Here is a 20,194-nt window from a genome sequence, read left to right as displayed (position 1 = left end):
TGGGCGGGAGCACTGCCATGACTGCTTTTTCTTTGAGCGAGACAGGTCGGACAGGCTTACTGCGGGGAGCATGTCTCGCAGCGCTGGTTTTCGCCGTTTCCGGATGCGCGAGCACCAACAAGCCGGATCGCATGTCCACCGGCTCCATTCCTGCGGCAACACGCTCCTATGACCACATGAACATGGACCAGCTCCGGCAGGCGGAAGAGACGGCCGGCAAGGCCTATGAACGCAGCCCCAAGGACAGGTCCGTCGGCATGAATTATGCCAACGTGCTGATGATGACCGGCAAGAACACGCAGGCGCTCGCGGTCATGCAGCAGATCGCCATCGCCAATCCGGCCGACCGCGAGGTGCTTGCCGCCTATGGCAAGGCGCAGGCAGCATCAGGCCAGCTCGAACAGGCCCTTTCAACCATCCAGAGAGCACAGACGCCTGATCGTCCAGACTGGCGGCTGTATTCTGCCGAAGGTGCCGTGCTCGACCAGCTTGGCAGGTCGAACGAGGCCCGCACAAAATACCGACAGGCACTCGATCTCAAACCGAACGATCCAAGTGTGCTCTCGAACCTTGGCATGTCCTATGTCCTGTCGAGCGATCCCCGTACCGCCGAGACGTATCTGCAATCGGCCATCGCCCAGCCGGGCGCCGACAGCCGCGTTCGCCAGAACCTCGCGCTCGTGGTGGGTCTTCAGGGACGGTTTGCCGAGGCTGAGCGCATCGCGGTTCAGGAACTTTCGCCACAGCAGGCACAGGCAAATCTCGGTTATCTGCGTGCAATGCTGTCGCAGCAGAATTCCTGGCAGCAACTGGCGAAGAAGGACAACAAGCCAGCAGGCTGATGCGGGTTCAGGCACGTCCATCAATACCAGATCGCAGATAATATTCACAGCTCCGTCTCATCACTCGCTACCGCCTACAGTGCGGTCGCGTTTAGCGTGTCAGAACGTATCGGCGACGCGAATGCCGGCTGGTCCGAGAATGACTGCGATGAGCACCGGCAGGAAAAATATGATCATCGGCACGGTCAGCTTTGGCGGCAGGGCGGCGGCCTTCTTTTCGGCTTCGTTCATCCGCTCGTCGCGGCCTTCCTGGGCCAGAACGCGCAACGCCTGAGCCAATGGCGTGCCGTATCGTTCCGCCTGGATAAGTGCTTGCACCACGCTTTTGACGCCGTCCAGCTGCGTGCGCATGCCAAAATTCTCAAGTGCGATGCGCCGGTCCTGAAGGAAGGAAAGCTCCGCTGTCGTCAGCATCATTTCCTCCGCCAGTTCGGGCGACTGCTCACCCATTTCTTCCGCAACACGACGCATGGCGGCCTCCATGGACACACCGGATTCGATGCAGATCAGCATCAGATCCAGCGCATCCGGCCAAGCGCGCCTGATCGAGGCCTGCCGCTTGTTCATGGCGTTGGAAACATAGATATTGGGTGCGTAAAAACCCAGATAACCGAAAATGAGCACTGCCATCAGCCGGACGACGAAAGCCTTATCGGCGAGGTTTCCGAGAACGAAAACCCAGGTAAAGGCCAGGGCCAGAAAAACGAATGGCAGCACGAACCGGGCGGCAAGAAATGTGTTGAGCGCATTCTGTGAACGAAAACCCGCAGCGCGCAGCTTGTTCATCGTGTTCTTGTCGGCAAGCGCTTCCTGAAGGTTGAATTTTTCGACGATGCGGCGCGCCGATTTATTATTATTGCCACGCAGGGAGGCCTTCCCGTCCCTGGTGGCGGCGGCGAGGCGCTCACGCTCGCGGCTGCGAATGAGATCGCGCTCCGATGACACGGCTTTCATGCGCTTGGCGAAGTCTTTTCGCTCGAAGAGCGGCATGATGAGCGTATAGAGGGTTGCGAAAACCGCAAGGGTGACGAGAATGGCAATGATCGTTTGCGGGTCCGTCAGGCTGGAAAAGAGGCTTCCTGTCATGGTCGTGCCCTCATATGTCGAAATTGATCATTTGGCGCATGATGAAAATCCCGATCAGCATCCATAATCCCGACACCCCCAGAATGATGTGCCCACGCATGTCGGTGAAGAGCACCGACAGATAGTCGGGCGAGGTGAAGTGCACCAGCAGCATGACGATGAAAGGCAGCGCGCCAATAATAACTGCAGAGGCCTTCGCCTCCATCGATAACGCGTTGACTTTGGCACGCATTTTCCTGCGTTCACGCAGAACTTTCGAAAGGTTGGAAAGAGCCTCCGAAAGATTGCCGCCCGCCTGCGCCTGAATGTTGATGACGGTGCTGAAGAAGCTCACTTCGAAAAGCGGCACAGTCAGCATCATGCGCTCGATCCCCTGCGGAATGCCGATGCCGACCTGCTGCGCATCGACGACGCGCTGGAACTCCGTCTTCACCGGTTCCTGTCCGTCCGACGCGATCAGTCGCACGGCGTCGTTGAGCGGCAATCCGGATTTGATCGACCGGCACATGACATCCAGCGCATTTGGGAATTCCTCGAGGAATTTTTTCTGCCGGCGCTTGAGTATAAATGCCAATACCCATCGCGGCAGTCCCAAGGCCACGACGGCTCCTATGAGCAGAGCGATAAGCATCGACAGGCCATAAAGAAGCGCAATGACGACGGAGAATGCAGCCGCGCCTGCGCTCAGAAGGTGGAACTGCCGGACAGAAAGTTGCAGTCCCGCCTGAACCAGCTTTTCGCGCAAACCGACATTCTTTGCTTTCTTTGCCTTTTCGCTTTGTTTCTTTTCCATTTCCCGCAGGCTGTCCTGCATGGACTTGCGGCGTTTGCCAAGTTCCTGGACCCGGTCCCGCGCGGCCTTGATGTTTGCGTGATCCGTTTCGGCGGCCTTGACCCGCTTGACGCGACTGGTGGTCTTTTTCTCGACCTCGATCTGCTGGAAGAGGAAGGCATAAGCAAGCGCCCCTGCCGAAATAGCGACAAGTGCGGCCAGTAACAGGATTGTGGGGTCCATGGCAGTCGCCTTCCTTAGAGCATTTCCAGTAAAATTGCGTAGTGGTTTTCCGTCCGGAAAATGCGTAGAAACAAAGAGTTAGAGCACGTCAGACGATTCCGTTTAAACAAGACTTGCTCTAGGATGTCTTTTCCATCTCGTCGAGCGCGGTGGCCAGGCGTTTTTCCTCGCCATAATAGCGCGCGCGATCCCAGAAATGGGGTTTGCTGATGCCCGTGGAGACGTGCTTGCCGATCAGCTTGCCATGCGCGTCTTCGCCGTCAATTTCGTATCGCATCAGATCCTGGGTCACGATGACGTCGCCTTCCATGCCGATCACTTCGGTGATCTGCGTTATGCGGCGTGAGCCGTCGCGAAGGCGCTGGGCCTGAATGACGATATCGATAGAGCCCGAGATGATTTCGCGTACCGTCTTTGCCGGCAGGGTAAACCCGCCCATGGCAATCATCGATTCGATACGGCTGAGGCATTCCCGCGGCGTATTGGCGTGGAGCGTTCCCATCGATCCGTCATGGCCGGTGTTCATCGCCTGAAGAAGGTCGAAAACCTCCGGTCCACGCACTTCGCCGACGATGATACGTTCAGGCCGCATACGAAGGCAGTTCTTGATCAGATCACGCATGGTGATCTCGCCTTCACCTTCGATATTCGGCGGGCGCGTTTCCAGCCTCACCACATGCGGTTGCTGCAGTTGCAGTTCGGCGGTGTCCTCACAGGTGATGACGCGTTCATCCTTGTCGATGAAGCTCGTCAGGCAATTGAGAAGCGTGGTCTTGCCCGAGCCGGTACCACCAGAGATGACGACATTGCAGCGGACGCGGCCGATGATCTTGAGCAGGGTCGCGCCTTCAGGCGTGATCGCGCCGAAACGCACCAGCTGGTCTAGCGTGAGCTTGTCCTTCTTGAATTTTCGGATCGTAAGCGCCGGACCATCGATGGCGAGCGGTGGTGCGATGACGTTGACACGCGATCCATCGGGTAAGCGGGCGTCGCATATCGGGCTCGATTCGTCCACGCGTCGGCCGACCTGGCTGACGATGCGCTGGCAGATGGAAAGCAATTGACCATTGTCACGGAACCGTATGTCGGATTCGATGGTCTTGCCGCCGACTTCGATGAAGGTCTGGCCGGAACCGTTGACCATGATATCGGCAATATCATCGCGTGCGAGAAGCGGCTCCAGAGGGCCATAACCAAGAACGTCGTTGCAAATGTCTTCGAGCAGCTCTTCCTGCTCGGCGATGGACATGGCGAAATTCTTGATCGTGATGATGTCGTTGACGATATCACGAATTTCCTCGCGTGCGCTCTCCGCGTCGAGCTTGGCGAGCTGCGAAAGGTCGATCGTATCGATGAGCGCGGAAAAGACCTGGCCCTTGGTATTGTAATAATCTTCCGTGCGGGCACGCTTTTTCTGCGGCGATTGCATGGGAGATTGTGCCTGCCGCGTTGCAGGCGATTGGCCGGGCTCCAAAGTGTCGATCGCCAGAGATCGCGGCTCAGGTGTTGCCTTCACCTGCTGTATGGCAGGCGCGACAAAATCCGGCTTTATGGTTCTGGCTGGGCCTTCTGGCCCGCGTTTTCCGAACATCGGCGTTTCCGTCTAAAGGCCCAGAAAGGGAGCCTATTTGCGCTTGAGAATATTCTTGAGCTTGTCCAGACCGCCGCGCTTGTTTTTGCGCAGAATGGTACGGCCTGTAATGGTATGGGCAATTTGCGAGAACGTTTCCGCGATCTGGGATTTTTCGTCCATCTCGCTGATCATGCGACCGCTGTTGGCGGCATTTCCGAACAGCTGGGTGTCGAACGGAATGATGGCGACCGGCTCGATTTCCAGTGGGTCGAGAAAATCCGCAGGGGCGATCTCCGGGCGTTTCGGCATGCCGACCTGATTGAGAACGAGATGCGGTAACTTGTCGTTGGGTCTCAGTTTTATCAGCGCGTCGAACAGGTTCTTCGTATTGCGCAGGTTTGCGAGATCCGGAACCGCCGTAATGACCACCTCGTCGGCTTCCGCAAGCACCGCTCGCGTCCAGTCACACCATTGATGGGGAAGGTCGAGAACCGCGACGGGCGCACTGCGCTGCAGGACCTCAAGAATCGGCAGAAACGCCTGACGATCGAAATCATAGGTCCTGTCGAGGAGAGAGGGTGCGGCCAAAAGTGAGAGGTGGTCGGAACATTTCGTCAGCAGACGGTCGAGGAACACCTCGTCCAGCCGTTCCGGCGAAAACACCGCTTCCGCCATGCCCTGAGCGGGATCCTGATCGAAATCGATGTTGGCCGTGCCATAGGCAAGATCCATATCCGCCAGAATGGTTTCGGTGGAGAAGAGGGTGGAGATGCCGAAGGCGCAATTATGCGCGATCGTCGACGAGCCCACCCCGCCTTTGGCACCGATGAAGGCAATGTTGCGACCGAGCGGCTCCGCTTCCGGATCAACGAAGATCGTCGCGATCGAGGCCAATAGATCGGCCATGTTGATCGGTGCGACGAGATATTCGGAAATGCCGTTACGGATGAGATCGCGATAAAGCGTTATGTCGTTGTGCCGGCCAACGATGATGACACGGGTGGTGGGGTCGCAGACCTCTGCCAGAGGAGCGAGATCATCCAGCAGAGAAGACGGTGAGCTTGCTGTTTCGAGAACGATGAGGTTGGGCGTTGGTGAGGCGGAAAACATCGTCGCCGCCGCGTTGATGTCGCCCTTGGTTACCCGCAGGGTGACCTTGCTCATCCGCCTGTCACTGGACAAGGCATCCATCACGCGCTGCATGTTTTCGCTGACGCAGAAGGCATGGACGGATATGCGGGGCAAGGGCCGCAGGCGATCCATATCCGAGGCACGCGGCGCCGGCTGTTCGGCTTCCGCGTCGCCGCTTGACTTGATATCGTATTCTACAGCGCTCATTGTCTTTCCTGCCCTGACAATTGTTGGAACCGCGTCAATTTGGCGTCGCCGTGTTTTTGCCGCTGCGATAGGCGTCAATCACCACCGCTCGGCGCTCCGCGTCGATCGGACTCATGCCACGCGGGCCAACCAGATCCATGGGGTTGGCAACCTGTGCCGCGAGATTGCTCTGGGAGGCACATCCGAAATTGTACCAGTTCTTGTTGGCAAAGGTATTGTCGGAAAGGTCTTCGGGCCATTGACCGCATTGCCCGGTCATGGCGGTAACGGCCACATAACTCAGTCGAATGGGGGCGGCGTCGCCATTCGGGGATGCAGCGTAACGTGTTTCCATGATCTTGCCAGAAGGCACACCAGCGCCGGAAAGCGCGGAGCGGATTTGTCTCGCCATTTTTGAAGCCGCTGCCGAGTTGGCTGATCCCGATGGCATCTGGATGTTGACGATACCGGTCGACATCGAGGCGTAATTCTGGGCGAAACCACGGACATTATCCGCCATTGCCGTGGTCAGCCGGCTATCGCCTGCTGAAACCGGAATATCCAGCGAATGCTCGGCTTCCGAGAGGGTGATCGGATGGCGCGTGCGGTAGTCGTCAGGAATGGCGTTGGTCGTCATCGGGTCGCGTGCGCAACCCTGCAACAGGCCGGCGGCAAGCGCCACCATGGCGACGAGACCTGCCCGTCTGCCCGGCAGGCTTGAGGAAAAGGAAGAAGGGTTTTCCTGCATGACGTTTCCTGCCCGGACCGGGCTTGCTCTGAGGACGAGATTTCGTGCGTGTGTCGTCATTTGTAGATGAACCCCACTGATCCCTGATAGGGAGCCGCCTGAACCTGGTCCTTGCGGCCATAGACCTTGTTGACACGGTTCATGAAATACATGGCGGCATCGTTTTCCGGGTTGAAGTTGTCATCCGGCCGGGCGATCTGGTTGCGCGCAACAGGACGTACCAGATAGGGCGTTGCTATAATGACAAGCTCTGTCTCGTTGCGGATGAAATCCTTGCTGCGGAAAAGCGTGCCGAAGATCGGGACTTTGGAAATGCCGGGAAGTCCTGACATGGCCTGGCGAATATTGTCCTGGACAAGACCTGCGATCACAATCGAGCCACCGGACGGAAGTTCGACTGTTGTCGATGTCTCGCGTTTGCGGATCGACATGTAGGTGGAGCCTGGGATCGTGCGGCCCGCATTTCCGGTTACAACGTTGCCTTCATATGTCGGCTCGGAAACATTGGTCTCGATTTTAAGGCTGATCCGTCCCGGTGAAAGCACGACGGGCCTGAAGTTCAACGTGATGCCGTAGTCGACCGTGTTGGTGGTACGCGTTATGGTTGGCTGGCCCGTTTCCTTGTCGATGGTAACCTCCTGCTCTGCAGGCAGACGGAAATCGCCCCCCACGTAGAACTTGGCCTGTTCGCCGGAGATGGCGGTAAGACTTGGTTCGGCCAGAGTGCGCACGACACCCGCCTGTTCCATGGCGTTGAGATAGGAAGCAAAGTTGAGCGAGCCGGAGCCAATCGCGCCACTGGCTATTCGCGACGCACCGCTAATTGCATTTCCGAGATTGGACGGATTTGAAAATTCGAAACCGTTATTGCTTGTCGAGCTGCTGATGGAACCATTGAAGCCAAGCTGTTTCAGCACCTGCCGGCTAACTTCAGCTACGGTGACTTTCAGCGTCACCTGATCTTCGCCCTCAATCGTCAGCATATTGACGATCTGCGATGTCTGGCGGTTTTCGGCAAAAATCGCAGCGTCACCGCCGTTATTGCCGCCCGTCAGCGATATGTTGCGGGTAGTGGCTTCGCCGCCTTTCAGGAATGCTTCGGCAAGCTGGACAGCGCGTGCCGAATCCTGAGGTGTGCGCACTGATCCCGTGAGAACGATGTTGTCCGAAACGATCTCTACCTTGATGTCCGATTCGGGAATGAAACGACGGATATTGGCCTCAAGCCCGGAGATATCGCGCTCGACCTCAAGATCAAGACTGACGATTTCGCGCCCGCCATCTCCGAAAATGAAGATATTGGTCTGGCCCACCGTTTTTCCGAACAGATAGATGCGCTTGGACGTACGGGTTACGGCATCGGCAAGGCTCGGATCGGCGACGAGAATATCATGGGCATCCTCCGGCAGATCGATGACCAGTGCCTTGTTGAGACCGAGCTTCAGGCGCTTGCGAATGCCACTACCGCTTTCGGTGATCCGCACGATGCTCGCGCTTTGAGCCTCGGCTTCGCTGATACGCAAAAACGCGGGTGAGTGCTGACCCGGAATACCTGAAAAAGCCAGGCAAAATGCAAGGCTGCCCGCCATCGAGGAACGCAGGTGTTGTTTAATGCGCTTTGCCATGGAACCCCCGGTCATTGCGATGCTCCCTGTCCGGCTTTGACGATCGAACCGGATTTGATCACCTGAATCTCCGGCTGCCCGGAGCCGCCGTTGAGAAGGTAACCTGCTGAAAGCGTGTCGTTTTCCTGCGCATCGGCGACTGAGCGCAAAGCCAGCGTAAGGCGATCCGCCATCTGTTGCGCCACGGTGATGATTTTGGCCTGTTCGGGTGTGAGTTCGAGCGTTGCGGTTGCACCCACAACGGCTGAGGTGCCGTCCTCGCCTTCCTTGATCTGCTGGTCGATCGCCAGAACACGGACATTGTTCAAAACATTTTCAGTTAAAAAATGACCTGAATCGCCCTTGCGGACCATGATGACATCGACTCGGTCATTCGGCAGCACGAAACCGCCAGCACCTGTCGAGACGGAAATTTCCGTGGCGACGGCGCGTTTGCCGGCCGGCAAAAGCGAGGACATGATGCGGGTGCTGGAATCGACCACTTTTTCAGGCCGTACCGGCTCGCCCTGAAACAAAGGCAGCCGCACGACAGCGCCGGATAGTTCGGTTATGGCGTTCGGGTTTTTCGCTTCCGTTATGAAGCTGTCGATGACGTTACCAGTGGGCCAGGGCGTCCAGTGTACCGAACTATCGTTCAGGCGGCTGCCAACGGGTAGGTTGACCGAGGAAACGAGAACGTTAACCGTCGGTTCCTTCTCTATGATCGTTTCCGCTTTTTCGATGACCTGCTTCGCGCCGGAAATCTGCATGGCAACGATGCCGGCAAGACCGGCGGCGACCAGGGCAACGGAGAGAATGACGATACGCGACGGTTTCATGCTCGATCCTTGAGGGAATCAGATTCTTCTCCCGTCAGGATGGCCCGTCATTGGTATAATTATGGTTAATATTATGCTTGGATTTCTGGTTAACAAGCCTTTAACCTGCAGTGAACGCAGATTTCTCAGGAAAGACTTGCGATGGCGGCTTTCACAATTGGTGTTTCGCCATAGGTCAAAAGCCCGGCAATGGCGATGCCTATGCCATAGGGGATTTTCTTCGCAACCAGCAGGGAATCCGGAATGGGAATGCCGGCCGCCATGATTTCCTGCGAGCGCGATCGCAGAAGCAGGATTCCAAGCGTCAAGACACCGCCGATCAATGTCACTGCAAGTAGAAAGTCTACGAGAGAAATGTTGAAGCCGTACCACACTGCCGCTCCCGTCAACAGCTTGGCGTCGCCCCCGCCCATAACATTTGCAGCGAATAGGGTGAAACAGCCAAGAAAAACGGCCAATCCGGCAGCAAGACTCAAGCCGAAAGTGTGTAAATTCATTCCCGCCAGTGGCGCGACGAAAGCGAAAGAAAGCAAAAGCACGACAGCTATCACGTTGGGAATCGTCATGCTGAAGAGATCGTTAAGGGCAGCAAAACTCAGGCAAAGCGGAACGATGAGGAAAATCGCTGCGATAACCATAAGTAGAATTCCCTTGCGATTCGGTTTTGGTTCAATCCAAGAAAATACAGGTGATGTCCCAGCGGATCATCACCTGTATTGTACTGTCAGTAAAATCAAACGCCGCCGGTAGAAGCCTTGGAATTCGTAAACTGAGTACTGATGTAATCAAAGGTCGTCTTGAGTTTGCTGCCAACGGTTGTGGCGCCGCCAACGATAGCGACAGAAATAAGCGCAGCAATCAGGCCGTATTCAATTGCCGTTGCGCCGGACTCATCCTTCAGGAAGCGAGCGAAAATCTTGGTCATGGGTCTCTCCTAACTCTTGTGTTGTGTTCAGCACGCCGACAACTGTTTTCCGTTGTTCGGTTGCGTTCAAATTACAGGTGAGCGATTTCCAAGCGCTTAAAGAAGAGGATTAATCCAAAGTAAACGACAGGATGAGTTTCTCTTGGTAAACAAAACAAAAAAGTATTGTCTCTATTTTTATAGTTGCTGATAAACAAATATATTCCAGAGACTGTCAGTTTCTTATTTCCGGCAAAGTGTCCTCCCGGTGAGACATAGATGTTCAGTTTTGGTGCGGGACAGCGAGAGCCTCGAAAATATTGCCATGTCAGGCATGGTTACCGTTCACATTAGGGGCCTCTATCATTTAACGCTTCATTCACTAAAAACACGCATTCTGCTGCACAGTAAGTGCGGGTAGTGAGCAGGGGCGAAACGCGTGTCATCCGGAAAACTGGCGAAAATCGTGGTCGGCTTGTCCGTCATCCTATCGGGTTCGTTACAGCCTGTTTTTGCTCAGGAAGATATATTGCGCGTTTCGATGAACCACGCCCGTGTCCTTCGCCTCGACCGCCCGGTAAGCAAGGTTATTGTCGGCAACTCGAAAGTCGCCGATGCGACGGTGGCCGATGCCACCACGATCGTGCTGACCGGGCGCAGTTTCGGCACGACGAATCTTGTTCTTCTCGATGCCGAGGGCAATCCAATCGTCGATGAGCGCATTCTCGTCTCCATCGATGAGGGCAATACGGTTCGCGTTTTTCGACAAACGGAACGGACCGTGCTTTCCTGTACGCCGAATTGCGAACAGCATTCGCAAAACAGTGGCGACAAAGACGCCCAGCCTTAAGCGAACTACAACCCAATACCAGGTCTGAATATATCGGAATTCCGCGCGCGAGAATGGCTGGCATTTTGTCAAAGTGACAAAGGCTTAGTGCTCGTCCTGGGCAGTATTTTTATGGGAAAAATCGGGGTTGATCGCCAGCAAAACGAAAAACCGCAACATGTTCCCCTGCGTTTTGCAGGAGGACTGAATGTTGCTGTTTTTTCGTCTAAGTGTTTGATCTGGCTAAGATCAAAAATGGAATGGTGCCCAGAAGAGGACTCGAACCTCCACACCCTTGCGAGTACCAGCACCTGAAGCTGGCGCGTCTACCAATTCCGCCATCTGGGCGACGGAGAGCGATGTACGAGGGCAGCCGCCCGGTGTCAACAGACTTTTTGAACTTTTATGACGATCATTGATTTTAAAGGGAAAAAACTTGGTTAGACGCTGTTGAAACATGTTGCCGCGTCAATTGTCGAGCCCTTCATGCTTCGTCCTGTCGACGTGACCTAGGTCCCGTTCCGGGTCGATGACATCGCGGATTCTCTGTTTGAGCTCTTTTGGACCGGGGAAACCGCCATCGCGCTTGCGCTCCCATATGGTTTCACCATCAACGGTGATCTCGAACAGGCCACCCGTTGAGGGAATGAGGCTGACTTCGCCGATGTCAGAAGCGAAGGTTTGCAAAATCTCCTGCGCCATCCATCCCGCACGAAGCAGCCAGTTGCATTGTGTGCAGTAGCGGATGGTTATGCGGGGCTTGGTCTCGGCCATGATCACGTCTCCTTCAGCGCCCGATGACAATAATGCTCACGATAATGTCAACTATGACACTCATGTTTTTACCTGCGGCATGCTTGTTCTTATCATGCTGCTTTGCGAACAGATAAGCCATCGAAGGCTAAAACGCGGAGATCCCATGGCCCAGTTCGACAATAATCGTCAGCGTCTTTTCGTTCCGGCGGTCGCACCTCTTTATAATTCGACACATGATCTGGTGGAGACCGTTCTGCGCGTCGTGGCCGGGCTTCTTCTTGTCACCCACGGCTTCGGCAAGATCGCCAATCCGTTCGGGGCTGTCGGCATGGTGGAGAGCCTCGGCTTTTATCCGGGTGTATTCTGGTCACCTCTCCTGGCCGCCACCGAATTTTTCGGTGGAATTCTCGTGGCCATTGGGCTGTTCACGCGGCCGGCATCCTTTGCCGCAATGATCGTGCTTTTAGTAACGGTCTATTTTCACGGTATCGTAAAGGCGGAAGGTCTGGGTGGCGCGGAAAAATCAGTTCTCTGGGCAGCCATTTTCCTGTTCTTCGCTGTCCGTGGCGGCAACCGGCATTCCGTCGACGCGAAGCTGTCGCGGGAATTTTAAGATGCCACAGGCCGGCTTGTCCCCTTATTGCCTCGCTAACGATATCGCGCCTCTTGAAAATCCGTTTTTCTCGTGGTGAAGCTGAATTCGATCGGCGATACCGGCCGATCGAATTCCCCGTTGTCGGCAAGAGGCCCCATGCGCGTTGCAATTATCGAAAACATGGCGGGCACGCCGCATGGACAGATCGGCGTCGCTCTGGAAGAGGCAGGGGCTGACGTGCATGTCATCTGCGCCTATTCGGGTGAGCCTCTTCCTCTCGATGCAGCTGCACACGATGCGCTCGTCGTTTTGGGCGGGGAGCAGAACGCTCTTGACGACGTGCTTTATCCCTATCTTCCAGACCTCGCACTTTTGATGAAAGCGTTTGGCGATGCGGACAAGGCCGTGATGGGCGTCTGTCTCGGCAGCCAGTTGCTGGCGCGCGCCTATGGCGGAGAAAATATTCTGGCCGGCCCGCCCGAATTCGGCTGGGAAGACGTATCCCTCACGGAAGAGGGCGTGTCCGATCCGCTCTTGGCGGGGCTCGACAAGACATTTCCCATTTTTCAGTGGCATTGCGACACATTCACGCTTCCGCCCGAGGCAACGAGACTTGCGACCAATGGTGCAACGCGAAATCAGGCTTTTCGCGTTGGCCGCGCTGCCTATGGCACGCAATTTCATTTTGAGGCATCCACGGCCGTGGTCGACGGATGGTGTGAGGCATTCCCTGCTTCCGTAGAAAAAATGGCGCCCGGCTGGATGAACAATTACCGCGATCACCGTGGCGGGCGTGCCGATGTGGCCGATGCGACCGGTCTGGAAATTGCCCGTGCCTGGGTACGGCTTGTCTGATCTGGCAATTATCGGTTGCGAATATGGCCAAGGCCGCTCAGAATTGAGTGTGTTTCACCGACGTTTGCCAAGGAGGCACCAAGATCATGTATAAATTCGAAATCTATCAGGACAGGGCCGGGGAATATCGCTTCCGCTTCAAAGCATCCAACGGGGAAACGATGTTTTCCTCCGAAGGATATAAGGCCAAGGCATCGGCCATCCACGCCATCGAATCGATCAAGAAAAATTCCCCCGGCGCCGATACGGTCGATCTGAGCACGATGACCGCCTGAAGCTCTCCGTTTCGCGAAACCTCGAGGCATTCTCCTGCCAGAAATGACGGGCGCGTTGGAAGGTGTCGGCGTAAAGATAAGATTCAGTCTTTTTTGATAATCTTCCGTTAGCAATTGTATTTCGAGGTTCCCGGGCGGCGTCAGAGTGCCCCTGGATTGTTTTGCGTACGGGTTCTCATGCGTTCATCGGCTGTGCCAGCACTTCTCTTCGGTTGCCTTCTGCTTGGTGGCTGTACGTCCAGTTCCGGGCCGGAAAGCCTGATGGCCGGCCTGCCGTCGAAGGAAACCACGAGCTCGGTTACGCCATCCGCGCCGGTGCCGCAGGCAAGCGTGGGCAGCCAACCCATCACGGCCCAGCCGCGACAGGAAGTTCTGGCATGGGGCGGGCCGGTGCCCGAAGAGCCAAAGGCCTTTTCAGCCGTTACCCCACGGGCGCCCGTGCCGCAGAACGCGCTTGAAACCCGTTTGCCCTCACCGTCACAGGCAGGAATTGTACGACCGGCAGAGCGTCCGATGGAGCGTCCGGTACAATTGGCCATGGCTGCAGCCCCGGCGGCCAGTGCCGGTGCGCAGATCCGTTCGCGCATTTTCCGCTCCAGCTTCAGCGATGCCAAACCCATCAATTTCGGCAGGGTCCAGCCGCGCCATTTTCAGGTCCACGGGGTGGATGTCTCGCGCTGGCAGGCCAATATAGACTGGCCGCAGCTGCGCACACGCGGTGCCAACTTCGCCTTCATCAAGGCTACGGATGGCGGCGATCATCTTGACCCGATGTTCCGCACCAACTGGCAGCGTGCGAAGGAAGCGGGCATCCGTCGTGGCGCCTACCATTTCTTCTACTGGTGCCGGTCGGCCGGCGAGCAGGCGGATTGGTTCATTCGCAACGTACCGCGCGATCCGGATGCGCTGCCGCCGGTGATCGACGTGGAATATAACGGCGAATCGAGCTGCAAGATGCGCCATTCCCGTGAGCGTATTCTGGAAAAGATGCGCGTGTTCATGGATAAGCTGGAGCGCCATTACGGCCAGCGTCCGATTATCTATACGGCGCCCGATTTTTATAAGGACAATCTGACCGGCGAGTTCCAGGACTATCCCTTCTGGCTGCGCGCCGTTGCCCAGCATCCGTCCGTGGTCTATCCCGGCCGCAAGTGGTTGTTCTGGCAATATTCCGGCTCCGGCCTGTCGCATGGTGTCGATGGCCGCATCGATCTCAATGTCTTCAACGGCAATGAGGATGCCTGGCATCGCTGGGTAGACCGCCGCTCGAGTTGACGGGGCGGGCGTCAGCGCGAAAATTTTCGCGCGCCGGCAACGCAGAGCACCACCACGAGCGTGATGCCGATCATCGCAGGGCTGACCTCCTCGTGAAGCAGGGTTGCTGCAAGCACCAGCCCGAAGAACGGCTGCAGCAATTGCAGCTGGCCCACTGCGGCAATGCCGCCAAGCGCCAGCCCGCGATACCAGAAGATGAAGCCGATCAGCATGCTGAACAGCGAGACATAGGCAAGGCCGCCCCAGGCCTGCGGGTCGATGCCTGCGAGGGTTTGCGGCCCTGTGAAAAAGGCAAGCGGCGGCAGCAGAGGCAGGGAGAGGACCAATGCCCATGAGATGACCTGCCAGCCCCCCAGTTTGCGGGAAAGGGCAGCACCCTCAGCATATCCCAGCCCACAGACGATAATCGCGCCCAGCATCAAGAGATCGCCGGCAAGTGAGGCTCCGAGCCCGGAGGCCAGCGAATTCGACAATGAAAAGCCGGCAACGAGGACGCTGCCCAGGCAGGAAAAGAACCAGAAGGCGGGCCGCGGGCGTTCTCCCCCACGCAGCACGGCAAAAACCGCGGTTGCGAGCGGCAAAAGCCCGACAAAGACGATGGAGTGGGCCGAGGTGATGTGCCGCAAGGCGAGGGCAGTCAACAGCGGGAAGCCAACCACCACGCCGAAGGACACGATGAAAAGGGATGCCATATCATCGCGCGCTGGGCGTTTTTGCCGGAACACAAAAAGCAAAGCGAGCGCCAGAAGGCCGGCTATGCTGGCGCGGGCGAGGGTCAGGAACACCGGATCGAAACCCGTTACCGCAACCCGCGTGGCGGGCAGCGAGCCGCTGAATATCACCACGCCGATAAGGCCGCTCAGCCAACCGCTTGTCGTCTTGTCCATGACCGTCTCCTGCAATTTCCCTTTCTTGATCCGGAACGGCTGGTGAAAACAGCGACAATCATATACAATTTCAAGAAACTGTTATGGTTGTTTGGACGGTACGGTTGGAGAGAAATGTGGACGGACACCTCGCGACGGGAACGCGCATAGAACAGGTGATGGCCAGCATGCGGCAACGCATCGCTTCGCGAAGCCTCGTTCCCGGCGCCAGATTGCCATCCGTTCGAGCGCTTGCGAAGGCCATGCAGGTCTCCACTTCAACCGTCGTCGAGGCCTATGACCGGCTGGTTGCCGATGGCACCATAAGCTCGCGACCGGGTTCGGGATTTTATGTGGCGGGTCCACTAGCGCCTCTGTCTCTGGCCGATATCGAGCCTCGGCTGGACAGGGCGGTGGATCCGCTCTGGGTGTCGCGCCAGGCGCTGGACGAGGGGGCGGCGCTTGCCAAGCCCGGCTGCGGCTGGCTTCCAGCGTCATGGATGCCGGAGCAAGCGCTACGGCGGGCGATGAGGGGGCTTGCCCGCGCGGATGCTTCCTTGCTGACGGATTATGCGAGCCCAATGGGGCTGTTGCCGCTACGCCAGCTTTTGTCCCGCAGACTTGCCGAACATGGCGTCCAGGCGGGCGCCAGCCAGATCATGCTCACCGATTCCGGCACGCAGGCGATCGATCTCCTGTGTCGTTTCCTGCTGCAGCCAGGGGATACGGTGATTGTCGATGATCCCTGCTATTTTAACTTCCGCGCTCTCTTGCGGGCGCATCGGGTGAAAACCGTTGGTGTGCCCTATACGCCGGCTGGACCGGACCTGCCGCTTTTCGAGCAGGCACTGAAAGAGCATCAGCCGCGCCTTTATATCACTAATTCCGCGATCCATAATCCGACAGGCGCAAGGCTTTCCGCCGTTTCCGCCCATCGCCTGCTGATGCTGGCCGAACAGGCGGGCCTCACCATCATCGAGGATGATATTTTTGCCGATTTTGAAACGCAGGCGGCACCACGGCTGGCTGCTTTCGATGGTCTGAACCGGGTCGTCCAGATCGGCAGTTTTTCAAAAACCCTGTCTGCTTCCGTGCGGTGCGGTTTCATCGCAGCGCCTCCGGCATGGGTGGAAGCCCTGACCGATCTCAAGATTGCCACTGCGTTTGGTGGAGCAAATTTTTCGGCTGCATTGATCCTGTCGCTTTTGACTGACGGTAGTTATCGCAAGCATGTCGAGGCTCTTCGACAGCGTCTCGCGGCGGCGGTGCCTGAGGCGGCGGCGCGTTTGAAAGCGCTTGGATGTGTGCCGTGGATCGAACCGCAGGCGGGCATGTTCTTATGGTGCCGCCTGCCGGAGGGGGTCGACGCCGCCGATGTTGCACGTCGGGCACTGGCGCAACAGGTGGTGCTGGCACCCGGCAATGTTTTCAGCTCCGCGCAGAACGCATCCGCTTTCATGCGTTTCAATGTGTCGCAAATGGCCGCTCCTCAGGTCATGGCGGTGCTGGCAGATGCCCTCAGGCAGAGCGCGTAATTGTCGCCCATATCGTGCTGGCCGAGGAGAATCGGAACAAAATCCCGTGAACGCCGTTTTCTTCTCAGAATGAAGAGGAGGAAATACCATGACATTCGATCCAAACAATCCGCGCCCGGACCGTGATCTTCGTCCGGAACTGAATATCAGCAATGAACCGCTTGCCCGCAAGTCTCCGTCCTGGATGCCATGGCTGGCGATTCTCGTTGTCGCATTGGTAGGCGTATTCGCCTGGTCGCAGATGAGCGGTCCGAACACCGATCCGGCCGCGACATCCTCGACCATGCCGCCTGCGGCAACGCAACAGGCACCTGCGCCCGCGACTCCGACCGTCCCGGCAACACCGCCTGCAAACAATGCAGCACCGGCAAGCCCGAATACTGGCGGCACGCAGACGCAGCCGTAATGGGTTAGATCATCTGACAAAACCGCCTGCCTTACGGCAGGCGGTTTTTTATTGCGCCAACTCTGCGGCGTTAGAGCTGATCCATCGCGGAGGGATGGTTGGACAATCTGGACCAGCGGCTCATCGATTCCTCCGCCAGCACCGAAAGCGTAATGTTTCCGAAGCGGGACAGGAGAATGGTCTCCGCCTCGTTCATGGCGTCGAAAAGGGCAGCATTGACGGCCTGCTCTATGACGCAGTTAGGATTATCTCCTGCCAGCCCAATCGAGAACAATTCCGGCGCGCCAAGCGCCCGGTAAATATCGAGCAGCGTGATTTCGCTGAGCGGTCGCGCCAGAACCCAGCCACCGCCATGGCCTTTTTCCGACGACACGTAACCGTGCTCCCGCAAGCCCGCCATGGTTCTGCGCACCACCACCGGGTTCGTCTGCAACATCGCCGCGATGCTTTCCGAGGTCGCCGCCCCCTCGTGTTTCTCCATATGGATCAGAATATGCAGCACCCGTGAAAGGCGCGTGTCGTGTCTCATCGGTGAAATCCGCCTGTTTTTCGCGACATTACCAGTTAGCATATGACGTAACAATATAAGTTGCGTGACTATTGACTCTAAAATTCATGTAACAATATAAGTGTCGTGAAACGAACGGGCGCTTCCGGCTCGGTGAACGATAGGTGCATCATGAAATACGAAGTCATCATCATCGGCGGCAGCTATGCGGGCCTGTCCGCCGCCCTGCAGCTCGGGCGCGCGAGAAAAAACATCTTGGTGGTGGATGCGGGTGAGCGGAGAAATCGCTTCGCCAGCCATTCCCACGGTTTTCTCGGACAGGACGGCAAGGCGCCGGGCGACATCATCGCCGAGGCACGCCGCCAGATCGAGCGCTACCCGACGATACACTGGGCAAAGGGCAGGGTAACGAATGCCGAAGGATCATTCGATGACTTCGTCATCGAGATCGATGGCAATCGCCGCGAAAGGGCGGCCAGACTAATCCTTGCCACAGGCGTTACGGATGAACTGCCTGATATAGCCGGGCTGAAGGAACGCTGGGGCAGCGCCGTTTTCCATTGCCCCTATTGCCACGGATACGAACTGGATCAGCGCAGGATCGGCGTCATCGCGGCCTCACCGCTGGCCATCCACCATGCACTGATGCTTCCGGACTGGGGTGAAACGACCTTTTTTACCAACGGTATATTCGTGCCGGATGCCGAACAGAGTGCGCTTTTGTCAGCCCGGGGCGTTCGGGTGGAAAAAGAGCGTATCAGAGAGATCGCAGGGCATGCGGATGTCGTTCTTGCGGATGGGTGCAGCATTGCTTTGGTCGGTCTTTTCACGCAACCGAAATTGCGGATTGCCTCGGATTGGATCGAAAAGCTCGGTTGCACCGTGGAAGAGGGGCCGATGGGTTCAAGCATCGTGACAGATGCCGTGAAACAGACGACAGTGCGCGGAATCTTCGCCTGCGGTGATGTGGCAAGGCCCGCCGGCTCGGTCGCTCTTTCCGTGGGGGATGGCGCCATGGCAGGGACTGCGGCTCACAGGTCGATCATGTTTCCGGAATGATCAGTGCGAAACAAGGCTCAGCCAGCGCCCCGGAGGCATTCCGAAGGCATTCTTGAAGTGGCGGGTAAAATGCGCCTGATCCGCAAAGCCGCAGGCAAACGCCGTTTCCGCAAGACCCGCACCAGCCCGCATCATGTCCTTGCATTTTTGCAGACGCCGCATGATGAGATAACGGTGCGGGCTCGTGCCAAACAGGGAGCGGAAGTGCCGAAAGAGCGTGAAGCGATCTAACCCGCTTATTTGCTCCAGCTTCTCTGAGCTGACGGCAAGCGCGCTGTTCTCCAGCAGGTAATCCCGGCAACGGAAAACGGCGATTCGGTCAAGCCGCTTGATTGTTCTCTGGTTTCCGTTCGAATGCTTCCAGAGCAGATCCGACAGTCTCGATTGCCAGTCGGTCAGGAGCAGATTGTCCGGCTCGCCTTCGAGATTGCCGAGAGCCTCTATCAGGCATTGACGGAACTCATCGTCTTCGATGACGGGATTTTTTGCAAATGGCAGCGCGTGAAATCCGGTCGCCACCTCCATGGTTTTTTCCGGCGGAAGATAGAGCATACGGTAGCGCAGACCTTCGTCGGTGCCGGCACCACCATCGTGAACTTCGTCCGGATGCAGCACGATAACCTTTCCGGGCGTGCTGAAATGCGATGTGCCACGATAGGAAAAGGTCTGGACGCCGGAAAGCGTCACACCGAGCGCATAGGTGTCATGGCGATGGGGTGCATAGGCGTTGCCGTGAAAGCGCGCTTCAATGCGCTCGATCCCTTCGCTGGAAGGGGCCTGCACGATCCCCTCGAATTTGCACGAACGTTCAAGATCGCTCGTACCCTGAGGGGCTAGGGTCGCTTCTCTTTCGTAACCACAGCCAGATTGAGTTCGCATGTTTGATACCAAGATCGCCGTCATCCTTCGTGATGACCTTGCCGTGTGGCAAAAACTGAACGTCACCGCATTTCTCATGTCCGGCATCGTCGCCCAGACCAGAGAGATCATCGGGGAACCATACCGCGACGGGGCGGGTAACGTCTACAATCCCCTGTCCGTCCAGCCGATAGTCGTCATGGCCACGGATCAGGAGGCACTGCGCAAAATCCATCAGCGATCCCTGGAACGCGAGGTCACGACATCGCTCTATATCGAGGAAATGTTCGCAACCGGTCATGATGTTGCCAACCGCCAGGTGTTTTCGGAATTTTCTCCCGACAATGCAAAGGTCGTCGGCATGGCGCTGAGGGCGGACAAGAAAATCGTCGACAAGATTACCAAGGGCGCGAAGCTGCATGCCTGAGCAGCTGCCGTGAATGTAAAAA

23 protein-coding genes and 1 tRNA gene are annotated in these 20,194 nt (G+C 57.1%); 10 read left to right on the top strand and 14 right to left on the bottom strand.

Annotated elements, in window-relative coordinates; translation table 11 throughout:
- The first annotated feature begins 17 nt into the window (after positions 1-17).
- Positions 18-842: a tetratricopeptide repeat protein gene (locus ACQZ6D_RS16615; RefSeq protein WP_065659772.1), complete on the top strand. Its 825-nt coding sequence runs from the start codon at positions 18-20 to the stop codon at positions 840-842.
- A 99-nt stretch (positions 843-941) separates the two neighbouring features.
- Here the strand turns inward: ACQZ6D_RS16615 and ACQZ6D_RS16610 are convergent, their stop codons facing one another.
- From ACQZ6D_RS16610 to ACQZ6D_RS16570, 9 genes are all read right to left on the bottom strand, one after another.
- Positions 942-1,928 (bottom strand): type II secretion system F family protein, encoded by a 987-nt coding sequence (locus ACQZ6D_RS16610; RefSeq protein WP_013635294.1) that lies wholly within the window; start codon positions 1,926-1,928, stop codon positions 942-944.
- A 10-nt stretch (positions 1,929-1,938) separates the two neighbouring features.
- Complete coding sequence (locus ACQZ6D_RS16605) at positions 1,939-2,943, bottom strand: type II secretion system F family protein (protein WP_065703649.1); 1,005 nt, start codon at positions 2,941-2,943, stop codon at positions 1,939-1,941.
- A gap of 118 nt (positions 2,944-3,061) precedes the next feature.
- The gene (locus ACQZ6D_RS16600) at positions 3,062-4,534 is read right to left on the bottom strand and encodes a CpaF family protein (protein ID WP_003514561.1); all 1,473 of its coding nucleotides are present in this window, start codon (positions 4,532-4,534) and stop codon (positions 3,062-3,064) included.
- Positions 4,535-4,567: 33 nt separating this feature from the next.
- Positions 4,568-5,854, bottom strand: a complete 1,287-nt coding sequence (locus ACQZ6D_RS16595; protein ID WP_003514563.1) for an AAA family ATPase — start codon at positions 5,852-5,854, stop codon at positions 4,568-4,570.
- 34 nt (positions 5,855-5,888) lie between these two features.
- Complete coding sequence (locus ACQZ6D_RS16590) at positions 5,889-6,581, bottom strand: CpaD family pilus assembly protein (RefSeq protein ID WP_003514564.1); 693 nt, start codon at positions 6,579-6,581, stop codon at positions 5,889-5,891.
- A gap of 56 nt (positions 6,582-6,637) precedes the next feature.
- Complete coding sequence (locus ACQZ6D_RS16585) at positions 6,638-8,221, bottom strand: type II and III secretion system protein family protein (RefSeq protein ID WP_065703651.1); 1,584 nt, start codon at positions 8,219-8,221, stop codon at positions 6,638-6,640.
- Entirely contained in the window at positions 8,218-9,024 is an 807-nt protein-coding gene (gene cpaB / locus ACQZ6D_RS16580) for a Flp pilus assembly protein CpaB (protein WP_003514566.1), read from the bottom strand. The genes ACQZ6D_RS16585 and cpaB overlap by 4 nt, the downstream gene beginning before the upstream one ends.
- A 125-nt stretch (positions 9,025-9,149) precedes the next feature.
- Positions 9,150-9,662 carry an A24 family peptidase gene (locus ACQZ6D_RS16575; RefSeq protein WP_065703653.1) on the bottom strand — a complete coding sequence of 171 codons (513 nt, stop codon included), beginning with the start codon at positions 9,660-9,662 and terminating at the stop codon, positions 9,150-9,152.
- A 95-nt stretch (positions 9,663-9,757) separates the two neighbouring features.
- On the bottom strand, positions 9,758-9,949 hold the full coding sequence (locus ACQZ6D_RS16570; RefSeq protein ID WP_065703655.1) for a Flp family type IVb pilin: 192 nt from the start codon (positions 9,947-9,949) through the stop codon (positions 9,758-9,760).
- 445 nt (positions 9,950-10,394) lie between these two features.
- On the opposite strand from ACQZ6D_RS16570, the gene ACQZ6D_RS16565 reads away from it, so the two are divergent.
- Positions 10,395-10,778 carry a pilus assembly protein N-terminal domain-containing protein gene (locus tag ACQZ6D_RS16565; RefSeq protein ID WP_046205577.1) on the top strand — a complete coding sequence of 128 codons (384 nt, stop codon included), beginning with the start codon at positions 10,395-10,397 and terminating at the stop codon, positions 10,776-10,778.
- Between the two features lie 240 nt (positions 10,779-11,018).
- Here ACQZ6D_RS16565 and ACQZ6D_RS16560 read toward each other — a convergent pair.
- A tRNA-Leu gene (locus tag ACQZ6D_RS16560) sits at positions 11,019-11,105 on the bottom strand.
- A 120-nt stretch (positions 11,106-11,225) separates the two neighbouring features.
- A complete protein-coding gene (locus ACQZ6D_RS16555; RefSeq protein ID WP_003514570.1) occupies positions 11,226-11,531 on the bottom strand; it encodes an Rdx family protein in 306 nt (101 codons plus the stop codon).
- Positions 11,532-11,676: 145 nt separating this feature from the next.
- On the opposite strand from ACQZ6D_RS16555, the gene ACQZ6D_RS16550 reads away from it, so the two are divergent.
- The 4 genes from ACQZ6D_RS16550 to ACQZ6D_RS16535 all read left to right on the top strand — a co-directional run bounded on the left by ACQZ6D_RS16550 (position 11,677) and on the right by ACQZ6D_RS16535 (position 14,513).
- Positions 11,677-12,126 carry a DoxX family protein gene (locus ACQZ6D_RS16550; protein ID WP_003514571.1) on the top strand — a complete coding sequence of 150 codons (450 nt, stop codon included), beginning with the start codon at positions 11,677-11,679 and terminating at the stop codon, positions 12,124-12,126.
- 138 nt (positions 12,127-12,264) lie between these two features.
- Positions 12,265-12,963 carry a type 1 glutamine amidotransferase gene (locus ACQZ6D_RS16545; RefSeq protein ID WP_065703894.1) on the top strand — a complete coding sequence of 233 codons (699 nt, stop codon included), beginning with the start codon at positions 12,265-12,267 and terminating at the stop codon, positions 12,961-12,963.
- An 86-nt stretch (positions 12,964-13,049) separates the two neighbouring features.
- Positions 13,050-13,238, top strand: coding sequence for a YegP family protein (locus tag ACQZ6D_RS16540; protein ID WP_003514584.1), 189 nt, complete (start codon positions 13,050-13,052; stop codon positions 13,236-13,238).
- Between the two features lie 177 nt (positions 13,239-13,415).
- Positions 13,416-14,513: a glycoside hydrolase family 25 protein gene (locus ACQZ6D_RS16535; protein ID WP_065703657.1), complete on the top strand. Its 1,098-nt coding sequence runs from the start codon at positions 13,416-13,418 to the stop codon at positions 14,511-14,513.
- Positions 14,514-14,524: 11 nt separating this feature from the next.
- On the opposite strand, the gene ACQZ6D_RS16530 is transcribed toward ACQZ6D_RS16535, so the two are convergent.
- A complete protein-coding gene (locus ACQZ6D_RS16530; RefSeq protein ID WP_448729832.1) occupies positions 14,525-15,400 on the bottom strand; it encodes a DMT family transporter in 876 nt (291 codons plus the stop codon).
- Positions 15,401-15,516: 116 nt separating this feature from the next.
- On the opposite strand from ACQZ6D_RS16530, the gene ACQZ6D_RS16525 reads away from it, so the two are divergent.
- Both ACQZ6D_RS16525 and ACQZ6D_RS16520 read left to right on the top strand, forming a co-directional pair.
- Entirely contained in the window at positions 15,517-16,914 is a 1,398-nt protein-coding gene (locus ACQZ6D_RS16525; RefSeq protein WP_065703659.1) for an aminotransferase-like domain-containing protein, read from the top strand.
- 88 nt (positions 16,915-17,002) lie between these two features.
- Positions 17,003-17,320 (top strand): hypothetical protein, encoded by a 318-nt coding sequence (locus ACQZ6D_RS16520; RefSeq protein ID WP_448729831.1) that lies wholly within the window; start codon positions 17,003-17,005, stop codon positions 17,318-17,320.
- Between the two features lie 70 nt (positions 17,321-17,390).
- Here ACQZ6D_RS16520 and ACQZ6D_RS16515 read toward each other — a convergent pair whose 3' ends face one another.
- Positions 17,391-17,849: an Rrf2 family transcriptional regulator gene (locus ACQZ6D_RS16515; protein WP_013635305.1), complete on the bottom strand. Its 459-nt coding sequence runs from the start codon at positions 17,847-17,849 to the stop codon at positions 17,391-17,393.
- A 150-nt stretch (positions 17,850-17,999) separates the two neighbouring features.
- Between ACQZ6D_RS16515 and ACQZ6D_RS16510 the strand changes: the two genes are divergently transcribed.
- Positions 18,000-18,887, top strand: a complete 888-nt coding sequence (locus ACQZ6D_RS16510; protein WP_448729830.1) for an NAD(P)/FAD-dependent oxidoreductase — start codon at positions 18,000-18,002, stop codon at positions 18,885-18,887.
- Here ACQZ6D_RS16510 and ACQZ6D_RS16505 read toward each other — a convergent pair whose 3' ends face one another.
- Positions 18,888-19,670, bottom strand: coding sequence for an AraC family transcriptional regulator (locus tag ACQZ6D_RS16505; RefSeq protein WP_065703665.1), 783 nt, complete (start codon positions 19,668-19,670; stop codon positions 18,888-18,890). It abuts the gene before it with no gap.
- 94 nt (positions 19,671-19,764) lie between these two features.
- Between ACQZ6D_RS16505 and ACQZ6D_RS16500 the strand changes: the two genes are divergently transcribed.
- Entirely contained in the window at positions 19,765-20,172 is a 408-nt protein-coding gene (locus tag ACQZ6D_RS16500) for a DUF2000 family protein (RefSeq protein ID WP_003514594.1), read from the top strand.
- The last annotated feature ends 22 nt before the right edge of the window (positions 20,173-20,194 follow it).

The sequence above is a fragment of the Agrobacterium sp. 22-3639C2 genome, from assembly GCF_053522105.1.
Note: the sequence above shows the minus strand (reverse complement) of the source record. Positions and strands in the feature narration are given on the sequence as shown.